This is a genomic window from Vibrio sp. ECSMB14106 (genome assembly GCF_000972265.1).
GTDB lineage: Bacteria > Pseudomonadota > Gammaproteobacteria > Enterobacterales > Vibrionaceae > Vibrio > Vibrio kanaloae.
This window is the reverse complement of record NZ_LAUM01000003.1, coordinates 92,513-109,589: the sequence shown is the minus strand read 5'-3', so window position 1 is coordinate 109,589 and position 17,077 is coordinate 92,513. Positions and strand designations below refer to the sequence as shown.

Genomic DNA, 17,077 nt, shown 5'->3' with positions numbered 1-17,077 from the left:
CTTGTACAGCTTATCCACAGCCTCAGATTGATCATGCTCTTTTTAGCCGACGGTGTGGATATTTTTAGCGGCTAGTTTATCGGAACAATGATCAAGTAAGTGTATTTTTCTATTATTTACACCCTTTCAAATGCGAAAAATAGTCATTATCGCGTGTTAGTTGCTCGCTATGATGTATATAGAGCGAACTCGCACTAGATAGGAAGCATGATCATGAAATTGTCATGTTTGTATATTATTTATCTGTGCAGATTGAATTTCCAAGCTGTGAGGCTTGATAAGCCTTGAATCCCCATTACAAAAGCATTTGTCCGTAACTTAGCTCTCAATTTATATGCTTCCGGTACTAGATTTACTTGATCATTTTTCCGTAAGTTGATCGTTTAGAACGAACATTCACTTGGATTAATATTCAAGAGGTTATCCCTTGATCATGCTTCATAATATCGTCTTCTCAATTCTCAAGCCGGTGATGTACCCCCATGATCATTCTTCCGGTTACTCTCCTCCACTCTTTATTTATGATGCTCAGTTGTTAGGTTTATTTCTTATTCGATTGACCCCTTTGTGATTTTTTCATTGCCTTATTGAGATTCCTTCTATTTTTAATGCAACTCACACGAACCGTAATCTATGGTTGTATTTCAATCGTTCCGCCGTTTTTCCCTTTTCAATACATTTACATTGTAAATAAGTGATGCTGTAACATTTTAAATTTGATAAAGAAATAGCACGATTATGCATGGTAAAATACCCATTTTCTGTGTTTGTTTAAATCGATGTTTCATCTAATTGTAATAACATAGTCTATTTTATGTGATTTAACTCATAAATGAATGTTCATGTTTTTGTTGGATTTACTGTTAATTGCTGTACAATTTTATAATTAGTTAATCATTACGGAAACTGGCAATGAAAAGAGAACAAACGATCGATAAGCTCTATCAGCTGGCCGAACAAACTCAACAAGTTCAGGCTGACCGAATTGAGATTATTCTGGAAGAGCGAAGTGATGAACATTTTCCTCCAATGTCTAAAGCTATGATGGAAACACGTTCAGGCTTAACTCGTCGAAAATTGGATGAGGCTATTACTAAGCTTGAAGCAGATGGTCACCAGTTTACAAAGAACAACGCTAATCATTACTCGATTTCATTGACTGAAGCACACATGTTGATGGACGCGGCTGAAGTGCCAAAGTTCCACCAACGTAAGCAGCATACAGGCAACAAACCTTGGGTTATCAACGTACAGAACCAGAAGGGTGGTACGGGTAAATCAATGACAGCGGTTCACTTAGCGGCTTGTTTGTCTTTGAATTTAGACAAGCGTTACCGTATCTGTTTGATTGATTTGGATCCACAAGGCTCACTGCGCCTTTTCTTAAACCCACAAATCAGTGGCGCAGAGCACGACAGTATATACTCTGCCGTTGATATCATGTTGGACAATGTGCCTGAGGACCAAGATGTTGACCTAGAGTTTCTTCGAAAAAGCGTGCTCTTGCCAACTCAATACCCAAATCTTAAGACCATTTCAGCTTTCCCTGAAGATGCGATGTTTAACGCTGAAGCATGGCAAAGCCTCTCTCAAGATCAGTCACTTGATATCGTTCGTCTTCTAAAAGAGAAGCTTATCGATAAAATCGCCGATGATTTTGATGTAATTATGATCGATACTGGCCCGCACGTAGACCCTCTCGTGTGGAACGCAATGTACGCGTCGAACGCACTTCTGATCCCATGTGCTGCAAAGCGTTTAGACTGGGCTTCAACGGTTAACTTTTTCCAACACTTGCCAACCGTGTACGAGATGTTCCCGGAAGATTGGAAAGGGCTTGAGTTTGTTCGTCTAATGCCAACCATGTTTGAAGACGACAATAAGAAGCAGGTTTCGGTTTTAACTGAAATGAATTACCTGTTGAATGACCAAGTAATGATGGCCACCATTCCAAGAAGTCGCGCGTTTGAAACTTGTGCCGATACCTACAGCACGGTGTTCGATCTTACGGTTAGCGACTTTGAGGGCGGTAAGAAAACTCTGGCAGTCGCTCAAGATGCGGTACAAAAAAGTGCTCTAGAATTAGAGCGTGTATTACATAGCAACTGGCCTTCACTTAATCAGGGATAACAAAAATGGCAATTAAAACATCTGACTTAAATGCAAAGCTATTTGGTAAAGCAAACAAACGTCGCGTGGCAACGCCGCAAGAAGCGCAAACCGCTGCTAAAGAACAGGCTCAAGTGATTGAGCTTTCTGTTGCTGGAGAAGACCTCGTTTCATTTGAACTAGTTCGAATCCCTGCTTGTGATGTAGAAACTAGAACGGTCGTTTTTGAGGATAATGCTCGTGAGCAGTCTTTCTTAAATGAACATGCTCTTTCTGATGTTCTTACAACATTAAAAGAGCGCGGTCAGCAATATCCTGCGGTTGGTCGTAAGAACAAAGATGGTACGATTGAAGTTCTTGATGGTAGTCGTCGTCGTATGTCATGTATTTTGGCTGACAAAGAATTTCTAATCTATGTTGCTGAAAACATTAACGGCGAACACGCTAAGTTTTTATCAGATGTCGCAAATGCTCATAAGCCTTTGTCTTTATATGAGAAGGGTAAAGAGATGCAAGCGAAGCTTGATAAAGGCGAAGCTGAAGACCAGAAAGCACTGGCGAAAATGTTCCAGTGCAGTGAGGCTTTGGTGAGTGGCGCATTGAAAGCTGCGGCTTTACCACTTGAATTACTTCAGGCTTACCCAAATGTGAGCGACCTTGGTCGTCCAACTATTGTTAAACTACACAAGCAGTTTGGTGGATTGACGAGTGAACAGCAGCAATCACTGCTGACTAAGTGTGATGCTTCTGAAGGTTTTGTATGGCAGCGTAGTGAAGCTCAAGGTGTAACTCGTCTAACCAAAGACGTGACAGAAACCTTGGAAGGTTGGATTCTTGAATTGGCGCCAGCGCCAGCGAAGAAAACTTCTCCAAAAGTTGAGCTTATTAAGGGCCGCGCATCATACAGCCGTAAGGGTTCAAACTTGGCGTTGAATCTTAAGAAAGTTGATGATGCAACAATGGAAGAAATCCTCGCCTTCGTTCAATCGAAGCTCGACTAACTCGACGACTTTTCATTACTCCTCTCAAGCCGCTTTATGCGGCTTTTTATTTGGCTGTGATAAACTGTGTTTAGACGAATCTGGACGCTAACTATGACAAATCCAACCAACACTTTTCTGCACACCCTTTCTAACATTGCCAACCATAACGACCATCGCTATGGCGTGGTCTTTAATGGTGATTTAGATTGGCAAAATACTGCTATTTCCACCTTCCTTCACGATGCTAAATCTCAAACCATTTTCCAGCTTGGTGGCGTTCCTTTTGATGGTGTGACTCATGCATCGGTAAAAAAAGGTCAGCAACTTCTTGGTCGGGAATGCCAGGTTCTTGTTTGTGACTTTAGAGAGCAGTTTGACGCGAACGGTTTTAGCGCCGCACTGGGTTCGTTAATTGGTGGCGGATTATTGTTGGTGCTGCCACCAAGCGCCGATAAGTCTGAGTTCGACGGAAGTTCGGGGGTTGGTCAACGTTGGTTAAAAGGACACTTTGACAAACTGATCCCTGTTTCGCAGAGTGACGAAGCTTCGGGCGTAATACCAGGTGTTAACTTATTTCCTCAAAAACTGGATCGGACGAATGGTATTGGTCGATTTGAACAGCAAAACACGGCGATTGAGTTGGTCAAAAAAGTTATGCTTGGCCGTCGAAAGCGCCCCTTGATTCTGACCGCCGATAGAGGTCGTGGGAAAAGTTCGACACTTGGTATTGCGGCGTCACAGCTTTTGGTTGAGCGCCATGGGTTAAATATTATTGTTACAGCACCTACTGTTAGAGCCATCGAGCCCGTTTTTTCTCATGCGCTACAGCGACTCGACTCTTACGAAGTGATTAACGCTACTCACATTGGCCATCAAGGTGGAAGCTTAAGGTTTGTTGCGCCAGATGAATTACTTAAATCTAAGCCTGATTGCGATCTGTTGTTGGTTGATGAGGCGGCTGCTATTCCAATCCCTATGCTCAAATCTATGGTTGGTATTTATCATCGTTTGGTCTTTTCAACTACGGTTCACGGATACGAAGGTAGTGGACGAGGGTTCGGAATCAAGTTTGAGGCTTGGCTATCTGAACATCGCCCGGGTTGGAAGGGGTACAAACTTGAACAACCCATCCGATGGAACAATAACGATCCACTAGAGTGTTGGCTGTTTGACTGCTTCCTGCTTAGCAACGATGTTCCGCCTAGTGATTTGCTCGCCAGCGACATTGCTGACTTAGGTGATGTTTCTGGTAATGCAATGAGTCATTTAAACTTGATCAAGTTGTCAAAAGCCGACTGTTTGATTAACCCAGTAAAGCTTCAACAGTGCTTTTCTCTGTTAGTTGACGCTCATTATCAGACGTCACCCAATGACTTAATGCAGTTTCTTGATAATCCTGCAATTCATTTGTACGCAGTATGGCTACAAGGTGAGTGCTTAGGTTGTATGTTGGTGACGGAAGAGGGTGGGTTAGATAAAGATTTGATTGCTCAGATTCAAATTGGAAAACGCAGGCCTCAAGGACACCTTGCTCCTGTGTTACTGGCAAACCAACTTGGCTGCAGAGAAGCAGCGACTAGTCGCTGCCTTCGAGTGATGCGCATCGCCGTTTCAACCAGTTATCAAAGCAGAGGGATCGGTAGTTGGATGTTGAGTACGTTAGCGCAACAAACTGACCAAGTAGATTATTTGGCGACAAGTTTCGGTGCCACTAGTGAGTTGATTTCATTCTGGCGCGATAACGATTTTGTACCTGTCCATATTGGCCACCAACGCGATCAGGCAAGTGGCTGTCACTCGGTACTGATGGTTAAACCGCTTCACGGAAATGCTCTGGATTGGATTAACCAACTGCAAAGCCACTTTGAAAATAGTTATTGTTTTCTCGTGTCGGGTTCTTTGTCTTCTCTTGAAATTGATATGGTACGTGCATTATTGCCAAAGGGTGTACGCGCAGTGAGCGAGTTGGAAATTCAATTAGTCAGGAATTATGTTGAGGGCGGAAATAGTTATGACAGTATTGGCTTTAGCGTATTGAAATTAATTTTGCTAGATAACGCTCGTGATTCCGTAGGTCTTCAAGCCTCGTCTTTGAGAGCTCAAGACTCTGCTGTTTCTGATTTACTCATCGCAAAGGTTGTGCAACAAAAAGAGTGGGGGACTTGTATCGACCAACTCAATCTTGTTGGGCGCAAGCAAGCCGAGATTCAGTTTCGACAAGATATCGATTTTCTATTGTCAAATTTACACTGTAAATAGAGAGGCTGGATTTTAAATTTATTTACAGTGTAAATTTAAATATGAGATTTACACTGTAAACTAAGCATCAATATAGGTGTCGCGTTAAACCGCATTCGTGTTTTTTATCTTTGTCAAAATTACCAGTCTTTCTACTCCGGCTCCGCGCTTATCAATTGCTACTTTGGTCAAGCAGCCTGTTCGTGTGGCTGCTTGCCAACGTAGCCAACCTCTCTTTATGGGTAATAGAGGAGCGAATGTTTAAATAGCTCAATATTATTTATAAGTCATCTTTGAAGAATCAAAAGTAAGTGATGTAACGCTGATTATTCAAATGTGGTGATTTTAAGGTCAGAACGAATTATATAGACTAATTAATAACTGAGTCATTAGGGATACTCAATTCGAATGTGGGATAACATCATTACATTATCAGAAGATAAGCAACAAGTGATTGCGTGTCTTCCGTCGGGAATAGTGGTTGACGCAAACTTTGACAGCAAGACACTATCACCGGCCTTGGAAGCGCTAGGCGCATCTAACTATTTTATTTTCGAAGAAGAGGTGTTGCGTTTTGTTGTTCTTGCCAAAGAAGGCAAGGGTGAAGCGTACGAAGGCGTTTTGATTGCCGAAGTTCGTAATGCAAGTGTTGCGGTTGAAGTGTCTGATGATGAGATGCTCGCCACTCTTGTGGTTACTGGGCCATATAATGGGAGCGTATTACGTGGCAGCGACATCATTCACAGCTTAGCTCAGGCACACATAACAAAAGGCATTAATAAGTTAGCGCTCAGAAAAGTACTGATGATGAGTGGCAAGCTTAAGCCTGGTGAAAAGTTTACTCAGCCAGTAGCGAAGGGCACTCAACCAGTGAAGGGGAAAGATGCTAAGTTTACCGCTTTGGTTGAAGATATTACCCGCCAAGTATTGAAGCCTCATAGTGAAGATGTTGGCAAGATTGATATGCGAGATTTGGGCGAGACTATTACCGTAGGTAAAGATGACCAATTGATGAAGCGAACGCCAGCCACCAAAGGTATCGCTGGTTTTACGGTCCAAGGTCGAATTATCCCACCGCTCCCTGGACAAGACATTTTAATCAAACCTGGAAAGGGCACTTATATTTCTCCTGACGATCCCAATTTATTATTGGCTTCATACTCTGGTTTACCCATCATCAAAGAACGAACCATTGAAGTCGATGACGCCCTGTGTGTTAGCAATGTTGACGTATCAACCGGACACGTTAAATTTAAAGGCAATGTGTTTGTTTCTGGAAACATTGAACCGGGGATGATAGTTAAGGCGACGGGGAGTATTACTGTCGGTGGCTTTATCGAATCGGCAGAAGTTCAAGCTCAAGGAGATATTAAAGTCGCGAAAGGAATTATTGGCCACACGACCAAAGAGGGTGATCCTAAAAGCTGCAAGGTATTCAGCAAAGGCTCCATTACTGCAAGTTATGCGCAGAATGCGGAGCTACAAACGGTGAATGATATCCGACTTAGCGTACATAGCATGAGTAATGACATTCGATGTGGCAAGAATCTTATCGTGATGGATGCTTTGAAGAAGCACGGTACACTCAGTGGCGGTGCTGCTAAAGTCGGCGGAAAAGTGGAATGTGTTTTCTTAGGGGTTGAGGGAGATACCGCAACCAAGGTTCACTGTTTTGCACGTTACGATGGATACCGACAAAAGATAGCCGAGTTGAAGGAAACCTATAAACACGCCCAAGAACAAACCATGGATGTGATCCGCCAAGAGCTAGAATTCAAAAAGCAACCAAAAGCTGAGAGAAGCGAAGAGCAAGCGTTGACCATTGAACAGCAACGCGAAAAAAACAATCACGCGATTGAAAGCACCAAGTCACAACTTGACACGCTTGAGGCTGAATTTGAAACAAACCTTGCTGAGTGTACAGTCGAGGCTCATGAAAAAGTATATACCCGAGTCACGATTCAGTTTGGTGATGAGACGGTCACAACTAAGCGAACGCATGGCGGAAGTGTTTTCTCATTCAATCAATACGAGATCCAATGTACGTTCAAGATGGAACAAGAAGATATCTCCTTGTAATTGAACACTGCTGAATAAGGCGGATTTACTTTTCTATCTAATTGAATAAATAAAGAGAGGGAGCTGACGCTCCCTCTCTTTATTTTTACTTATGTCTTAAATTTTGGCTCGTTTACTTGAGATCGGCTTAGCTTGCAGCTCTTACTTTTCCTTGTTTGAGGTCTGACAAAACTTGCGCTTTTGGACCATCGGCAATAATGCTTCCTTTTTCCATGACAATCACTCTATCTACAATGTCCAACATTGAAGTCTTGTGAGTGATTAGAATCAAGGTCTCACTTGGTAACAGTTGGCTAAGCTGATGCTTGATGTGCATTTCTGAGCGGTTATCCATGGCACTGGTTGGCTCATCCATCAATAAAACCGGTGGGCGTCCTAGGAAGGCTCTAGCAATCGCGACAGATTGACGTTGGCCACCAGATAGCAATCCTCCCCCCTCGCCGACCTGACGCTCTAGCCCTGCAGGATCTTGCTGAGTAAAAGCAGTCACACCTGCACGGTTAGCTGCATCCATCACATCACGGTCATCCACTAAAGGACGACCCAAGGTAATGTTGTCTCTTACTGAGCCATAAAATAGATTACTGTCTTGTGGTACACAGCCTATATTACGTCGTACATCGACGTGGTGAAGTTGTTCCATATCTGTGTCATCAATGCGCACATGGCCCTCTGTGGGCTTGTATAGGCCCATAATAAGGCGCTCTAAAGTCGTTTTACCTGAACCAATACGACCAATGATGGCGACTTTTTCACCTGGAGTGATATTCAGAGTCAAATCTCTTATAGAAGCCATTGGAGCGTCTGGGTAGTGGAAAGTCACTTTGTCTAGCGCAATATGACCTTGAATAATAGGACGGTGAATATAACGCTTACCTTCTTCTTGCTCGTCTGGCATCGACATTACTTGCTCGATCAAGGTCATCGATGATTTTGCTTGGTTATAACGAGTTGAAAGTAGTGATAATTGAACCAGAGGACCAATCGCACGGCCACTCAACATCGTTGCTGCAATCAATCCACCCATGGTGAGTTCACCTTCTGCTATTAGGTATACACCAAAGATGATCATCCCAACATTGGTACTTTGCTGAACAAAGCCAGCGGTGTTTTGGATACTGTCGGTAATGCGGCGACTTTTAATGTTCCAATTCGCCATGTGAGCAACGGCTTCTTCCCAACGGAATTGAAACTGGCTTTGAGCACTGAACAGCTTAACGGTTTCTAGTCCTGCCAAACTCTCAATCAAGTTCGCGTATTTTTGAGAAGCGAGACGAGAGCCTTCTTCAATTGTGCGACGCAATGGTCCCTGGATTAACAGCGCATAGATGACCAGAATTACTACTCCTGTGACAGGAACAAACACAAGGTTTCCGGCCATTAACCAAATTAGCGCCAAGAACATCAGTGCGAAGGGTAAGTCGATTAGCGAGCCAATGGTTGCAGAGGTAAAGAACTCACGGATGGATTCGAACTCTTGCAAGTTTTTAGCGAAGGCACCGACAGAAGCAGGCTTCGCTTCCATACGAATTCCCAGCACTTTACTAAAAAGCTTAGAGGAAATGAGAATATCGGACTTCTTACCAGCGACATCAATAAAGTAGCTTCGCATTAATTTTAAAAGTAGGTCAAAAAGGAAGACGACAAAAATACCGCTCGCCAACACCCAGAGTGTTTCAAATGCGAGGTTGGGCACCACTTTGTCGTACACCAAACGCGTGAACATTGGCGCAGCAATGGCGAAGATGTTGATCAGAATAGAGGCGATCAACACATCACGATAAATGTTTTTAGACTCCCAAATGGTGCTCCAAAACCAGTGTCCTTTACGAGTCTTTAAAACTTCGGGTGATCGTTCGTCATAGCGAAACTGTTTCTTTACTAGGAAGTAACGACCAATGAACTGCTCTTTCAGCTCTTCGACAGGAATGATGATAGGAACCATTCCACTCTCTGCTGTGATAATTTCAGCTTCTTGTTTTTCAATGTCGATACTGTTGAGAACGCATGCCTCGCCTTGTTTTAGCAATAAAACGGCAGGCAGAATCAGGTGAGGGATATTTTCTAAGTCGGAACGGTTCTCTTTTGCCACTAACCCCGCACGTTCAGCAGAACGTGGAAATAGGAAAGGGGTTAGCTTACCGTCTGATAGTGGCAGCCCATTGATCAGCGCTTCGGGTGAGTTAGCTAATCCGTAATATCGGCTAACGTAGATCAGTGAGTTTAATAGTGGATCTTGCATGCGATATAACCCTTACAACTATTTATCAACAATGAAGCCTTGGAACACTTCTACGTAGTTATCAGACAGGATATCTAGCTGAGTCTGAGTTTCTATTCGAGACGCAATGGTGGTTATGCCTAAGTTGTGAGCGGTTCTAGATATTGATGTTAAGGTAAACTTCTGTTTTTCATCATCAAGGTTATGCGTGAACAGGTAATCTAGCTTCACATAGCTTGGGCGGTACTCGTTGATGTAATCCAGCGATTGGAAGTTACGTCCGTAGTTATCGACACCAAACATGGCTTCAGTGTTGCGAATGGTGTTACACAGCAGCGCTGTGTAGTGCGGAACGTTAATGAAGCAGTTTTCTGGAATCTCAAAATGCAGCAGGTGAGCGATTGAAGCATTTTGTTCAAGCATTTTACCGATCCAACGGATGAAGCTTGGTTGAGAGATACTGCTTGGTGAAATGTTGATAGCAATCGGGCTCGTCACCTCGTTTGCATTGAGCTTTTCAATCATTTTCTCGATAACGTATTGGTCGAGAATGTGGCTCATTTCAAGTTGTTCTAGCGCGTATAGATATTGGTTGGCACCGTAACGAACACCCTCTTTCTCAATAGCAGAAAACACCTCTTGGTGATACGTTTTACCAAAGGCATTGTTTGCGGCTTGGAGACGGAAGGTAATGAGGTCGTTGATGATCGCTTCTTCAACTAACATACGCCATTGTTGTTTACCCATCACGGCACCATGGTCGTCTGCGGTTACATAACCATAAGTAAGCTCACGGTTCGCCTTGGAACTTGAGAGCGCGTTATCGACTAACGACATGATTTCAGTACTGGTTTTACGAGTGTTGCTGTAGGTGACGCCTAATGCAAGGTGTGGATTAGCCGTACCTGTTGGATCTGAGCCAAGGCCTTGAATGCAGTTTACAATGCTACTCGCGACGAGTTTAAGTTCGCTCTCATCGATGTTTGGCATAATGAAGCCGAACTCGTCGCTAGAAATACGAGCAATAGTGATGTCTGGTGATGAAATTGAAGCTTGCAACTGTTCGGCCAATTGGTGAACCAAGGCATCACCTTCTTGGTAGCCTTTTTCATCGTACTCTTCACTAATAAACTCGGCCTTTAGTACTGCTAAACCGCCTAAACTGGATTCTTCTAACCACTGAGTTAGTTGGGACATGTAGTAAGCACGGTTACCTAATTGAGATACAGGGTCGATATACGCTCTTTCACGCAGCTTTTGTGCTTCTTTCGCTTGATTTTTAAAGGCCAGTTCAACTTGAGCCGACATGTGGTTGATACCATCGACAACTAGGGTTAGATCTTTTGTCTTAGGACGGGCCAGTGGTTCGCCAAACTGATTTTTCGCGATCTGATCCATTTTAGTAATGATCATAGAGAGCGGGCGTAATGCTCGCTTAAGGATCCAAGAGATAGAAACTAAACCCAGCAGGAAGATCGCTCCAAAGGTGGTCAATAAACGGGTGAATGCTTGCCAAAGTTGATCGTAGGCGGGACCAGGGTGGCTGACAATCTCGACCTCCGCCAGCTGCATCCAGCCACTGGTTATCACACGGCGATCATGAACAGGTTCAAACAGGTTCAGATTAGTAAACCATTGCGGTACTCCTGTAGGTTTAACAGGATATGAGCGGAGAATGTCTTCACCGCTGTCGAGAAAAATCAATCGAACGACTGAATAAGAACTGCCATCAAACAGGGCGTTGATGACAGACTCTACGGCCACCTTGTCCTTTTCTTCTAGGTAAGGGGCAAGGGCCAGCCCAACAGTATTAATGGTATTACTTACCTCAGAGCGTTGCTGCTCCTCTAAGTATCCACGGGTAGTATTGAATTCGATCATAAAAACTGATGTCATCAGCAATATGAAAACCGCAACCATCCCGACCACAAGCTGTTTATATAAAGTCATTGTACTTACTCATCGTAATTTATAATGGGTTTATTTAATTTTAGAGAGCGTTCACGAGAACGTAAGTCGTTCCATAAGCTCAACCTTGAAGATTTACCTGCTAGCTTACCGCTGCCTGCTGCCGACTTGATTAACCAAAGGTTCCTACCATTGAAGCTGTAAATCGGTCGTAGATCTTGCCGCTTAGAGCCGCGTTTTATTTCAGGATTTAAGTTGTCCAGAATTAGTGGCTCCGCACTGGGTGTTGAGTAATACGCCAGCACCATATGGAACTGGTTTAGCTCAAGTGCTTTTACATACACCAAGCGTAGTTTTTTATCTGGGACGCCCAGTTCAAGCAAAGAAAAGTACTTTGCTATAGTGAAGTCTTCGCAATCACCGGCATTGCTGCCTAAAAACTCTAGTGGTGTCGCCCAATAATCGTTCTTTCCCCAAAGTATTCTGTCGTCGACAAAGTACATTTGGTTGAAGAATTGGTTAACCGACCTGAGCTTATCTTTCTCACTTAGCCCGTCGTATGACGTCATATTTGAACGCCAGGTGGCGACGCGTTTTCCTGCTCTCTCTCCGTAGGTTTCAGAGACAGCATCTATCCATCGTTGATCACTCTTATTGAGCGCCACAGAGGTAAAAGAGGTGAGTACTAGCAACAATAACGAGGCTCGAGACTTCATAGTCTTTGCTCTTGTCTATTCGTTGTATGCTGCAAGGCGTTATTAAACATCAAACGTCCTTACTCTTTTAATGCGTTGTTTTGAGCGCTTAATATCGGTTTCAACATGTATTCAAGCACGGTTCTTTTACCTGTGATGATATCGACAGAGGCCGTCATTCCCGGAATGATAGGCAGCTCTTCATTGTGCCCGAAACTGTATTTTTCAGTACGTACACGCACGATATAGAAACTGTTGCCTTCTTCATCTTGCGTAGTATCGGCGCTGATGTGTTCTAACACGCCTTCTAATCCACCATATTTAGTAAAGTCATAAGCACTAAATTTAACAATAGCGGTCAACTCTGGGCGAAGAAAAGCGATGTCTTGCGGAGCGATTTTTGCTTCAACTAGTAGCGAGTCTTCAGTTGGGACAATCTCAACAATGTCCATACCAGGCTGAATGACTCCACCAACGGTATTAATGCCCAATGTTTTTACTGTGCCTGTGACGGGGGATACCACCACGGTACGATTGACTCTGTCTTCCAAGCCAACCGAAGATTCGGTCATTGCTGAGAGTTTGTCTTGTGCTTGGTTCAGTTTTTCTTGTTGTTCTGAGCGGAAGCTCAGCGCAGCATCAATACGACTTAGCATGGCTTCTTTGATTGCGGAGCGCAGTAGAGGAATTTTGAGTTCACTAGAGGTCATTTCTCGACGAGTATCGTTTACTTGCCTTTGAAGCTTGAGTAGTTCAATTCTTGGTACTACCCCTTCGTCGGCAAGCGGCTTTGTTATTTCTAGTTCTTGGCGGGCGAATCGGTAACTCTGTCTTAAGTTATCGACGCGTGCTTTTATTTCAATAAGATCTTGTTGCTTCTGCTCAACCTGTTGATCAAAAACGGAAAGTTGATTTTTTAGATTATTAAGGTCTTGGCGATATTCTGCTTTTTGGCGGTTAACCAGTTTTGGATGAAGCTCGTAGAACTTTGGAGGGAAGGCTAATTTACCGTAGTCGAGTGAGACACTTTGTTCCCAGTTTTCGACGGAGAATTCTTCGTTGATTACCACACTGCTAAATGAAGCAGAAAGCATCAGCACGTTGGCTGTTAAGTTGGCGACTTGTTGTTCGCGTTCACGAAAGTCAGAACGGAATCGAGTGTCATCGATCAAGAGAAGCTGTTGACCTTTTTTAACGCGTTGACCTTCTCTAACTAATATCTCTTTTACTAGGCCACCCTCAAGGTTTTGGACAACTTGGATTTGGGACGAAGGAATAACTTTACCTTGACCAACGGTGACTTTATCGACTTCAGCCCAAGAGGCCCAAGCAATAGCAGCAATAAAAAACAACACGATCATCCACAGCATGATACGCGCACTGGTGGGCGTATTGAGTAGCAGTGCCGCTGTTTTATCATCGGCATACTCAAGTTCGGTGTCGTTCAGTTTGCTGTAATTCTTCTGGCTCATGACAGTCCTTGGTTACTAAATAAAGTACAAGCTCATTGAGTGTATTCTTACTTTTGATAAATGTTAAGATTTGGCACCTTTAAATATTTGAATTTATATATCTTTCAATTCTTATCGGTTTTTGAAATCCGTTTTATCGAGCTGATGCTTTCTTAGCTTGTCATAAAGTGTTTTTCGCGACACTTGTAGTTCTTGTTGTACCTCTTTTAACCGCCCTTGATGGCGATGTAATGCCTCAATCAAGATAATTTGCTCAAAGCTATCGGTACGTTGGTTTAATGATAGCTGTTGCTCCTCGATGCTCGTATCAAATTGGTGCTCATCACTTTGCTCATTTTTATCATTGCCGAGTGCTGGCTGTTTTACTTGAGTTAACACCCTGAGTTCAGCATGTTGACGAAGCTGTCGAATGTTTTCGCTCCAATGAGTGGCAATTAGCCGTTGAATCTCTTTTTCTGTGATAACTGGCGGCGGCAGCTGATAGCGGCTTGCTGCACCACGAGCAAAATGTTTGAACAAAGAGCCAATATCTTCTGGCCTTTGTGCCAACGGTAATAAATCAAAGCGGCGCAGTGCACTTATAATTGTAGTTGGAACTATTGTGCTTGCTAAAATGATACAGGTTGCATTGGTCTTGCATGAGTTTTCACGAAGTAGAGTGGGTTTTAGGTTTGCTAACCATAACCATTGCTCCTGAGTTAATACCTCTGTCTCATGGATATAGAGTGTTCCGCCCTGGTGTTTGAGAAATAACTGCAAAACAAACTGATGAAATGACGCTTCATCACTGCGTGGTAAATTGAACGCGGCGATAGGACAAAGCTCGGCCGTTTGATGGCTGTGTAAGTCATGTGTGTACTGCGCAGTAATTCTTTTGCCCGTTCCGACGTCACCGACAAACAGTAACAATGGGGTTTGTTTGCAATCTAGAGTGATTAACTCACGGCGTAATTGCTGCATAGAAGGGGATTGGCCAATGAGTTTCGGCCCCACCTGATTCTGCATTGCTAACTCTTTTCTTAATAGATTATTCTCTTCAACCAAGGCGAGTTTGTCGGCGGCTTTTTTTACTGCGGTAAGTAGAGCATCGACAACAAACGGTTTCTCGAAAAAATCATAAGCGCCGGATTTCATTGCAGACACTGCAGTTTGTACATCGCCGTGTCCTGTGAGTACGATGATTTGAAAGTTGGGGTTTTGGTTTAACAACTTTTGAGTAAATTGAATACCATTCATCACTGGCATGTGAATATCAGTGATCACTATGCCTGCCTGTGTCACATCAATTTTATTTAGCGCTTCAATGGCATTTGGGAAGCAGACAATGTCGATGCCTTCAATGAGCATCGCTTGTTCTACGGAGTCTCGGATGGCTGGTTCATCGTCTACAAAATAGAGTTTGGTCATAGAGTGCAAGAGCCGAGTCCTTAACAGTCGGTCAAAATTAGGCGTTAGCCCTCTTTTTATAAAGTGGAATATCTAGCGAGAATAGCATGCCTGAGGGCGCTCGCTGTGTTGCTTTAATTGTGCCGTGATACGCTTCAATAATCCGTTTCGATATTGAGAGTCCCAACCCTAAGCCTTCTGGTTTGGTGGTGAAAAATGGATCAAAGAGTTGCTCAAGTTTATCATCAGAAATACCAATCCCGTTATCCCAAATGATCAGCCGGCATGTACCGTTTTGCAGTTGCCATTCAACGCCAATCTGCGGGCTAGCCAGCTGATTCAAATGGTGGCCCTGGGCTTGCTGTTCTTTCAAGGTTTCCTGTTCAAGGCATTGCTGTTGAAGTGCTTGAATGGCGTTGTGAATTAGGTTAACCAACACTTGCTCAAGCTCTGTAGGGTGAATGGCAATATTAATGTCATTTGGCACTGTACTTAATCTAAGGGTAATGCCGTGCTTGAGCATCAATGTACTGAGAATAGTGGTGGCGTTGTTTATCGCTTGATGAAGGTTTGCCTTGTGGTGCTGTTGTTTGGTGACCTTACGGGTGAAAACTTTCAGGCGGGTGATGATCTTTGTAATAGATGCATTCAAAGCGATCATTTTATCTAGGTTGCTTTTGACTAAGTCGGAACGTCCCATTTCAAGCAGTTTTACGCTGTTCTCGCTGTAGGTTCTCAGGGCCGCAAGTGGTTGGTTGATTTCGTGATTAATGCTGGCTGACAGCTCCCCAAGCACGGCTAGTTTGGCGGTTTGTGTCAGTTCTTGCTCTGTTTGTTTAAGCTTTAGCTGGGACTCTTGATATTGAAAGATAGTTTGCTGAAGCTGCTGGTTAGATTGTTTTAAATATTGGGTGCGTTTATCAACGGCTTGCTCTAAGTTTTGGTTAAGCCGAGTTAACGCCACTTTCGCTACATAGGTCTGACGCCAGGACCAAGCAATGAGCGCCACCAAGCTGTAAATGACGACAAAGATTACGTCTATCTGTAGAACTTTAAGGATTTCAGCATTGGTCTCTTTTAAAGCAATTACTTGGTATTGGTTGTGGCTAATTTCTGTGGGGTAAAGGTTGAAATTACCAAGCTTAAATAATTGATTCGCTGTGAGGTTTCTTTGTACTTGGCTTGCTGGAATACCATTGCTCTGATTTGCTTCGTTAATTTCTTTTGCAACGCTTGAAGAGCGAAAAGCTTCGATAATCGAAATTTGGCTTTGACCGTATTGGCGTTGAAGGGCGATATCTTGTTGCTGCTGCTCACTTAATGGCAGTAATGAGTGATAAAGCCAGTGAATCTGGCTCGAAAGAAAAACCACTTGGTTCGAGTCGAGTACTATGATCTCAAAGTCGTCGCTGGTTAGGATGTTTTCGAGATTCTCTAAACTGACCTTTACGGTAATAACCCCCACAACTTCCTTCGCGATATACAGCGGTGAAGATAAAAAATAACCTCGCACGTTCGAGCGAGCACCTAGCGCGACATATTGCGTATTGTTGCCTTTAATCGCAGAGGCAAAGTAGGGGCGAAACGAGAAGTTCTCACCGACAAAAGTTTGCGCTTTTTGATAATTACTTGAAGCGACCACTGTGCCGCTTGGATTATGGATATAGATGGTATCGGCCTGGCTTTGACTCGACCACTCAAACAACAGTTTATTGAGCTGTGTTGTGGTCATCCTATCTGACTGTGGTGACTGGTCAAAATAAGAAAGTAGGCGTGGATCGTGACTGAGTAAATCTGGGATTTGTTTGAACTTATCCAACTCAGAATCGATTTGCAGATTGGCTTTATTGGCAGCTTCGTTAAGTTGCTGTGTAACGGCTTTTTCTTGAAATTGCACTGCTAAAAAGTGAGTGGCGGTGAGTCCTGCTGTTCCCAATAACAATGAGAGTAAAACAAAAGGGGTCATCAGGTTAGACAGTATATTAG

Annotated in this window: 10 protein-coding genes; 4 read left to right on the top strand and 6 right to left on the bottom strand. The window is 43.5% G+C overall.

From position 1 onward, the window contains the following. The first annotated feature begins 912 nt into the window (after positions 1-912). From WR49_RS02540 to WR49_RS02525, 4 genes are all read left to right on the top strand, one after another. Positions 913-2,130 carry a ParA family protein gene (locus WR49_RS02540; protein WP_046222953.1) on the top strand — a complete coding sequence of 406 codons (1,218 nt, stop codon included), beginning with the start codon at positions 913-915 and terminating at the stop codon, positions 2,128-2,130. A gap of 5 nt (positions 2,131-2,135) precedes the next feature. Beyond that, positions 2,136-3,110, top strand: a complete 975-nt coding sequence (locus tag WR49_RS02535; RefSeq protein ID WP_017057701.1) for a ParB/RepB/Spo0J family partition protein — start codon at positions 2,136-2,138, stop codon at positions 3,108-3,110. 93 nt (positions 3,111-3,203) lie between these two features. Further along, positions 3,204-5,351, top strand: coding sequence for a GNAT family N-acetyltransferase (locus WR49_RS02530; protein WP_046222952.1), 2,148 nt, complete (start codon positions 3,204-3,206; stop codon positions 5,349-5,351). Between the two features lie 387 nt (positions 5,352-5,738). After that, positions 5,739-7,409 (top strand): DUF342 domain-containing protein, encoded by a 1,671-nt coding sequence (locus tag WR49_RS02525; protein WP_017057703.1) that lies wholly within the window; start codon positions 5,739-5,741, stop codon positions 7,407-7,409. A gap of 127 nt (positions 7,410-7,536) precedes the next feature. Here WR49_RS02525 and WR49_RS02520 read toward each other — a convergent pair whose 3' ends face one another. The 6 genes from WR49_RS02520 to WR49_RS02495 form a co-directional block, all read right to left on the bottom strand. Then, positions 7,537-9,651 carry a type I secretion system permease/ATPase gene (locus WR49_RS02520; RefSeq protein ID WP_017057704.1) on the bottom strand — a complete coding sequence of 705 codons (2,115 nt, stop codon included), beginning with the start codon at positions 9,649-9,651 and terminating at the stop codon, positions 7,537-7,539. A gap of 18 nt (positions 9,652-9,669) precedes the next feature. Then, the gene (locus tag WR49_RS02515) at positions 9,670-11,580 is read right to left on the bottom strand and encodes a bifunctional diguanylate cyclase/phosphodiesterase (RefSeq protein ID WP_046222951.1); all 1,911 of its coding nucleotides are present in this window, start codon (positions 11,578-11,580) and stop codon (positions 9,670-9,672) included. A 5-nt stretch (positions 11,581-11,585) separates the two neighbouring features. Next, positions 11,586-12,254: a transglutaminase-like cysteine peptidase gene (locus WR49_RS02510; protein ID WP_017057706.1), complete on the bottom strand. Its 669-nt coding sequence runs from the start codon at positions 12,252-12,254 to the stop codon at positions 11,586-11,588. A gap of 59 nt (positions 12,255-12,313) precedes the next feature. Next, positions 12,314-13,705, bottom strand: a complete 1,392-nt coding sequence (locus tag WR49_RS02505; protein ID WP_046222950.1) for an HlyD family type I secretion periplasmic adaptor subunit — start codon at positions 13,703-13,705, stop codon at positions 12,314-12,316. A gap of 111 nt (positions 13,706-13,816) precedes the next feature. Beyond that, positions 13,817-15,112 carry a sigma-54-dependent transcriptional regulator gene (locus WR49_RS02500; protein ID WP_046222949.1) on the bottom strand — a complete coding sequence of 432 codons (1,296 nt, stop codon included), beginning with the start codon at positions 15,110-15,112 and terminating at the stop codon, positions 13,817-13,819. Positions 15,113-15,149: 37 nt separating this feature from the next. Beyond that, positions 15,150-17,057: a sensor histidine kinase gene (locus WR49_RS02495; RefSeq protein ID WP_046222948.1), complete on the bottom strand. Its 1,908-nt coding sequence runs from the start codon at positions 17,055-17,057 to the stop codon at positions 15,150-15,152. Positions 17,058-17,077: the final 20 nt, after the last annotated feature.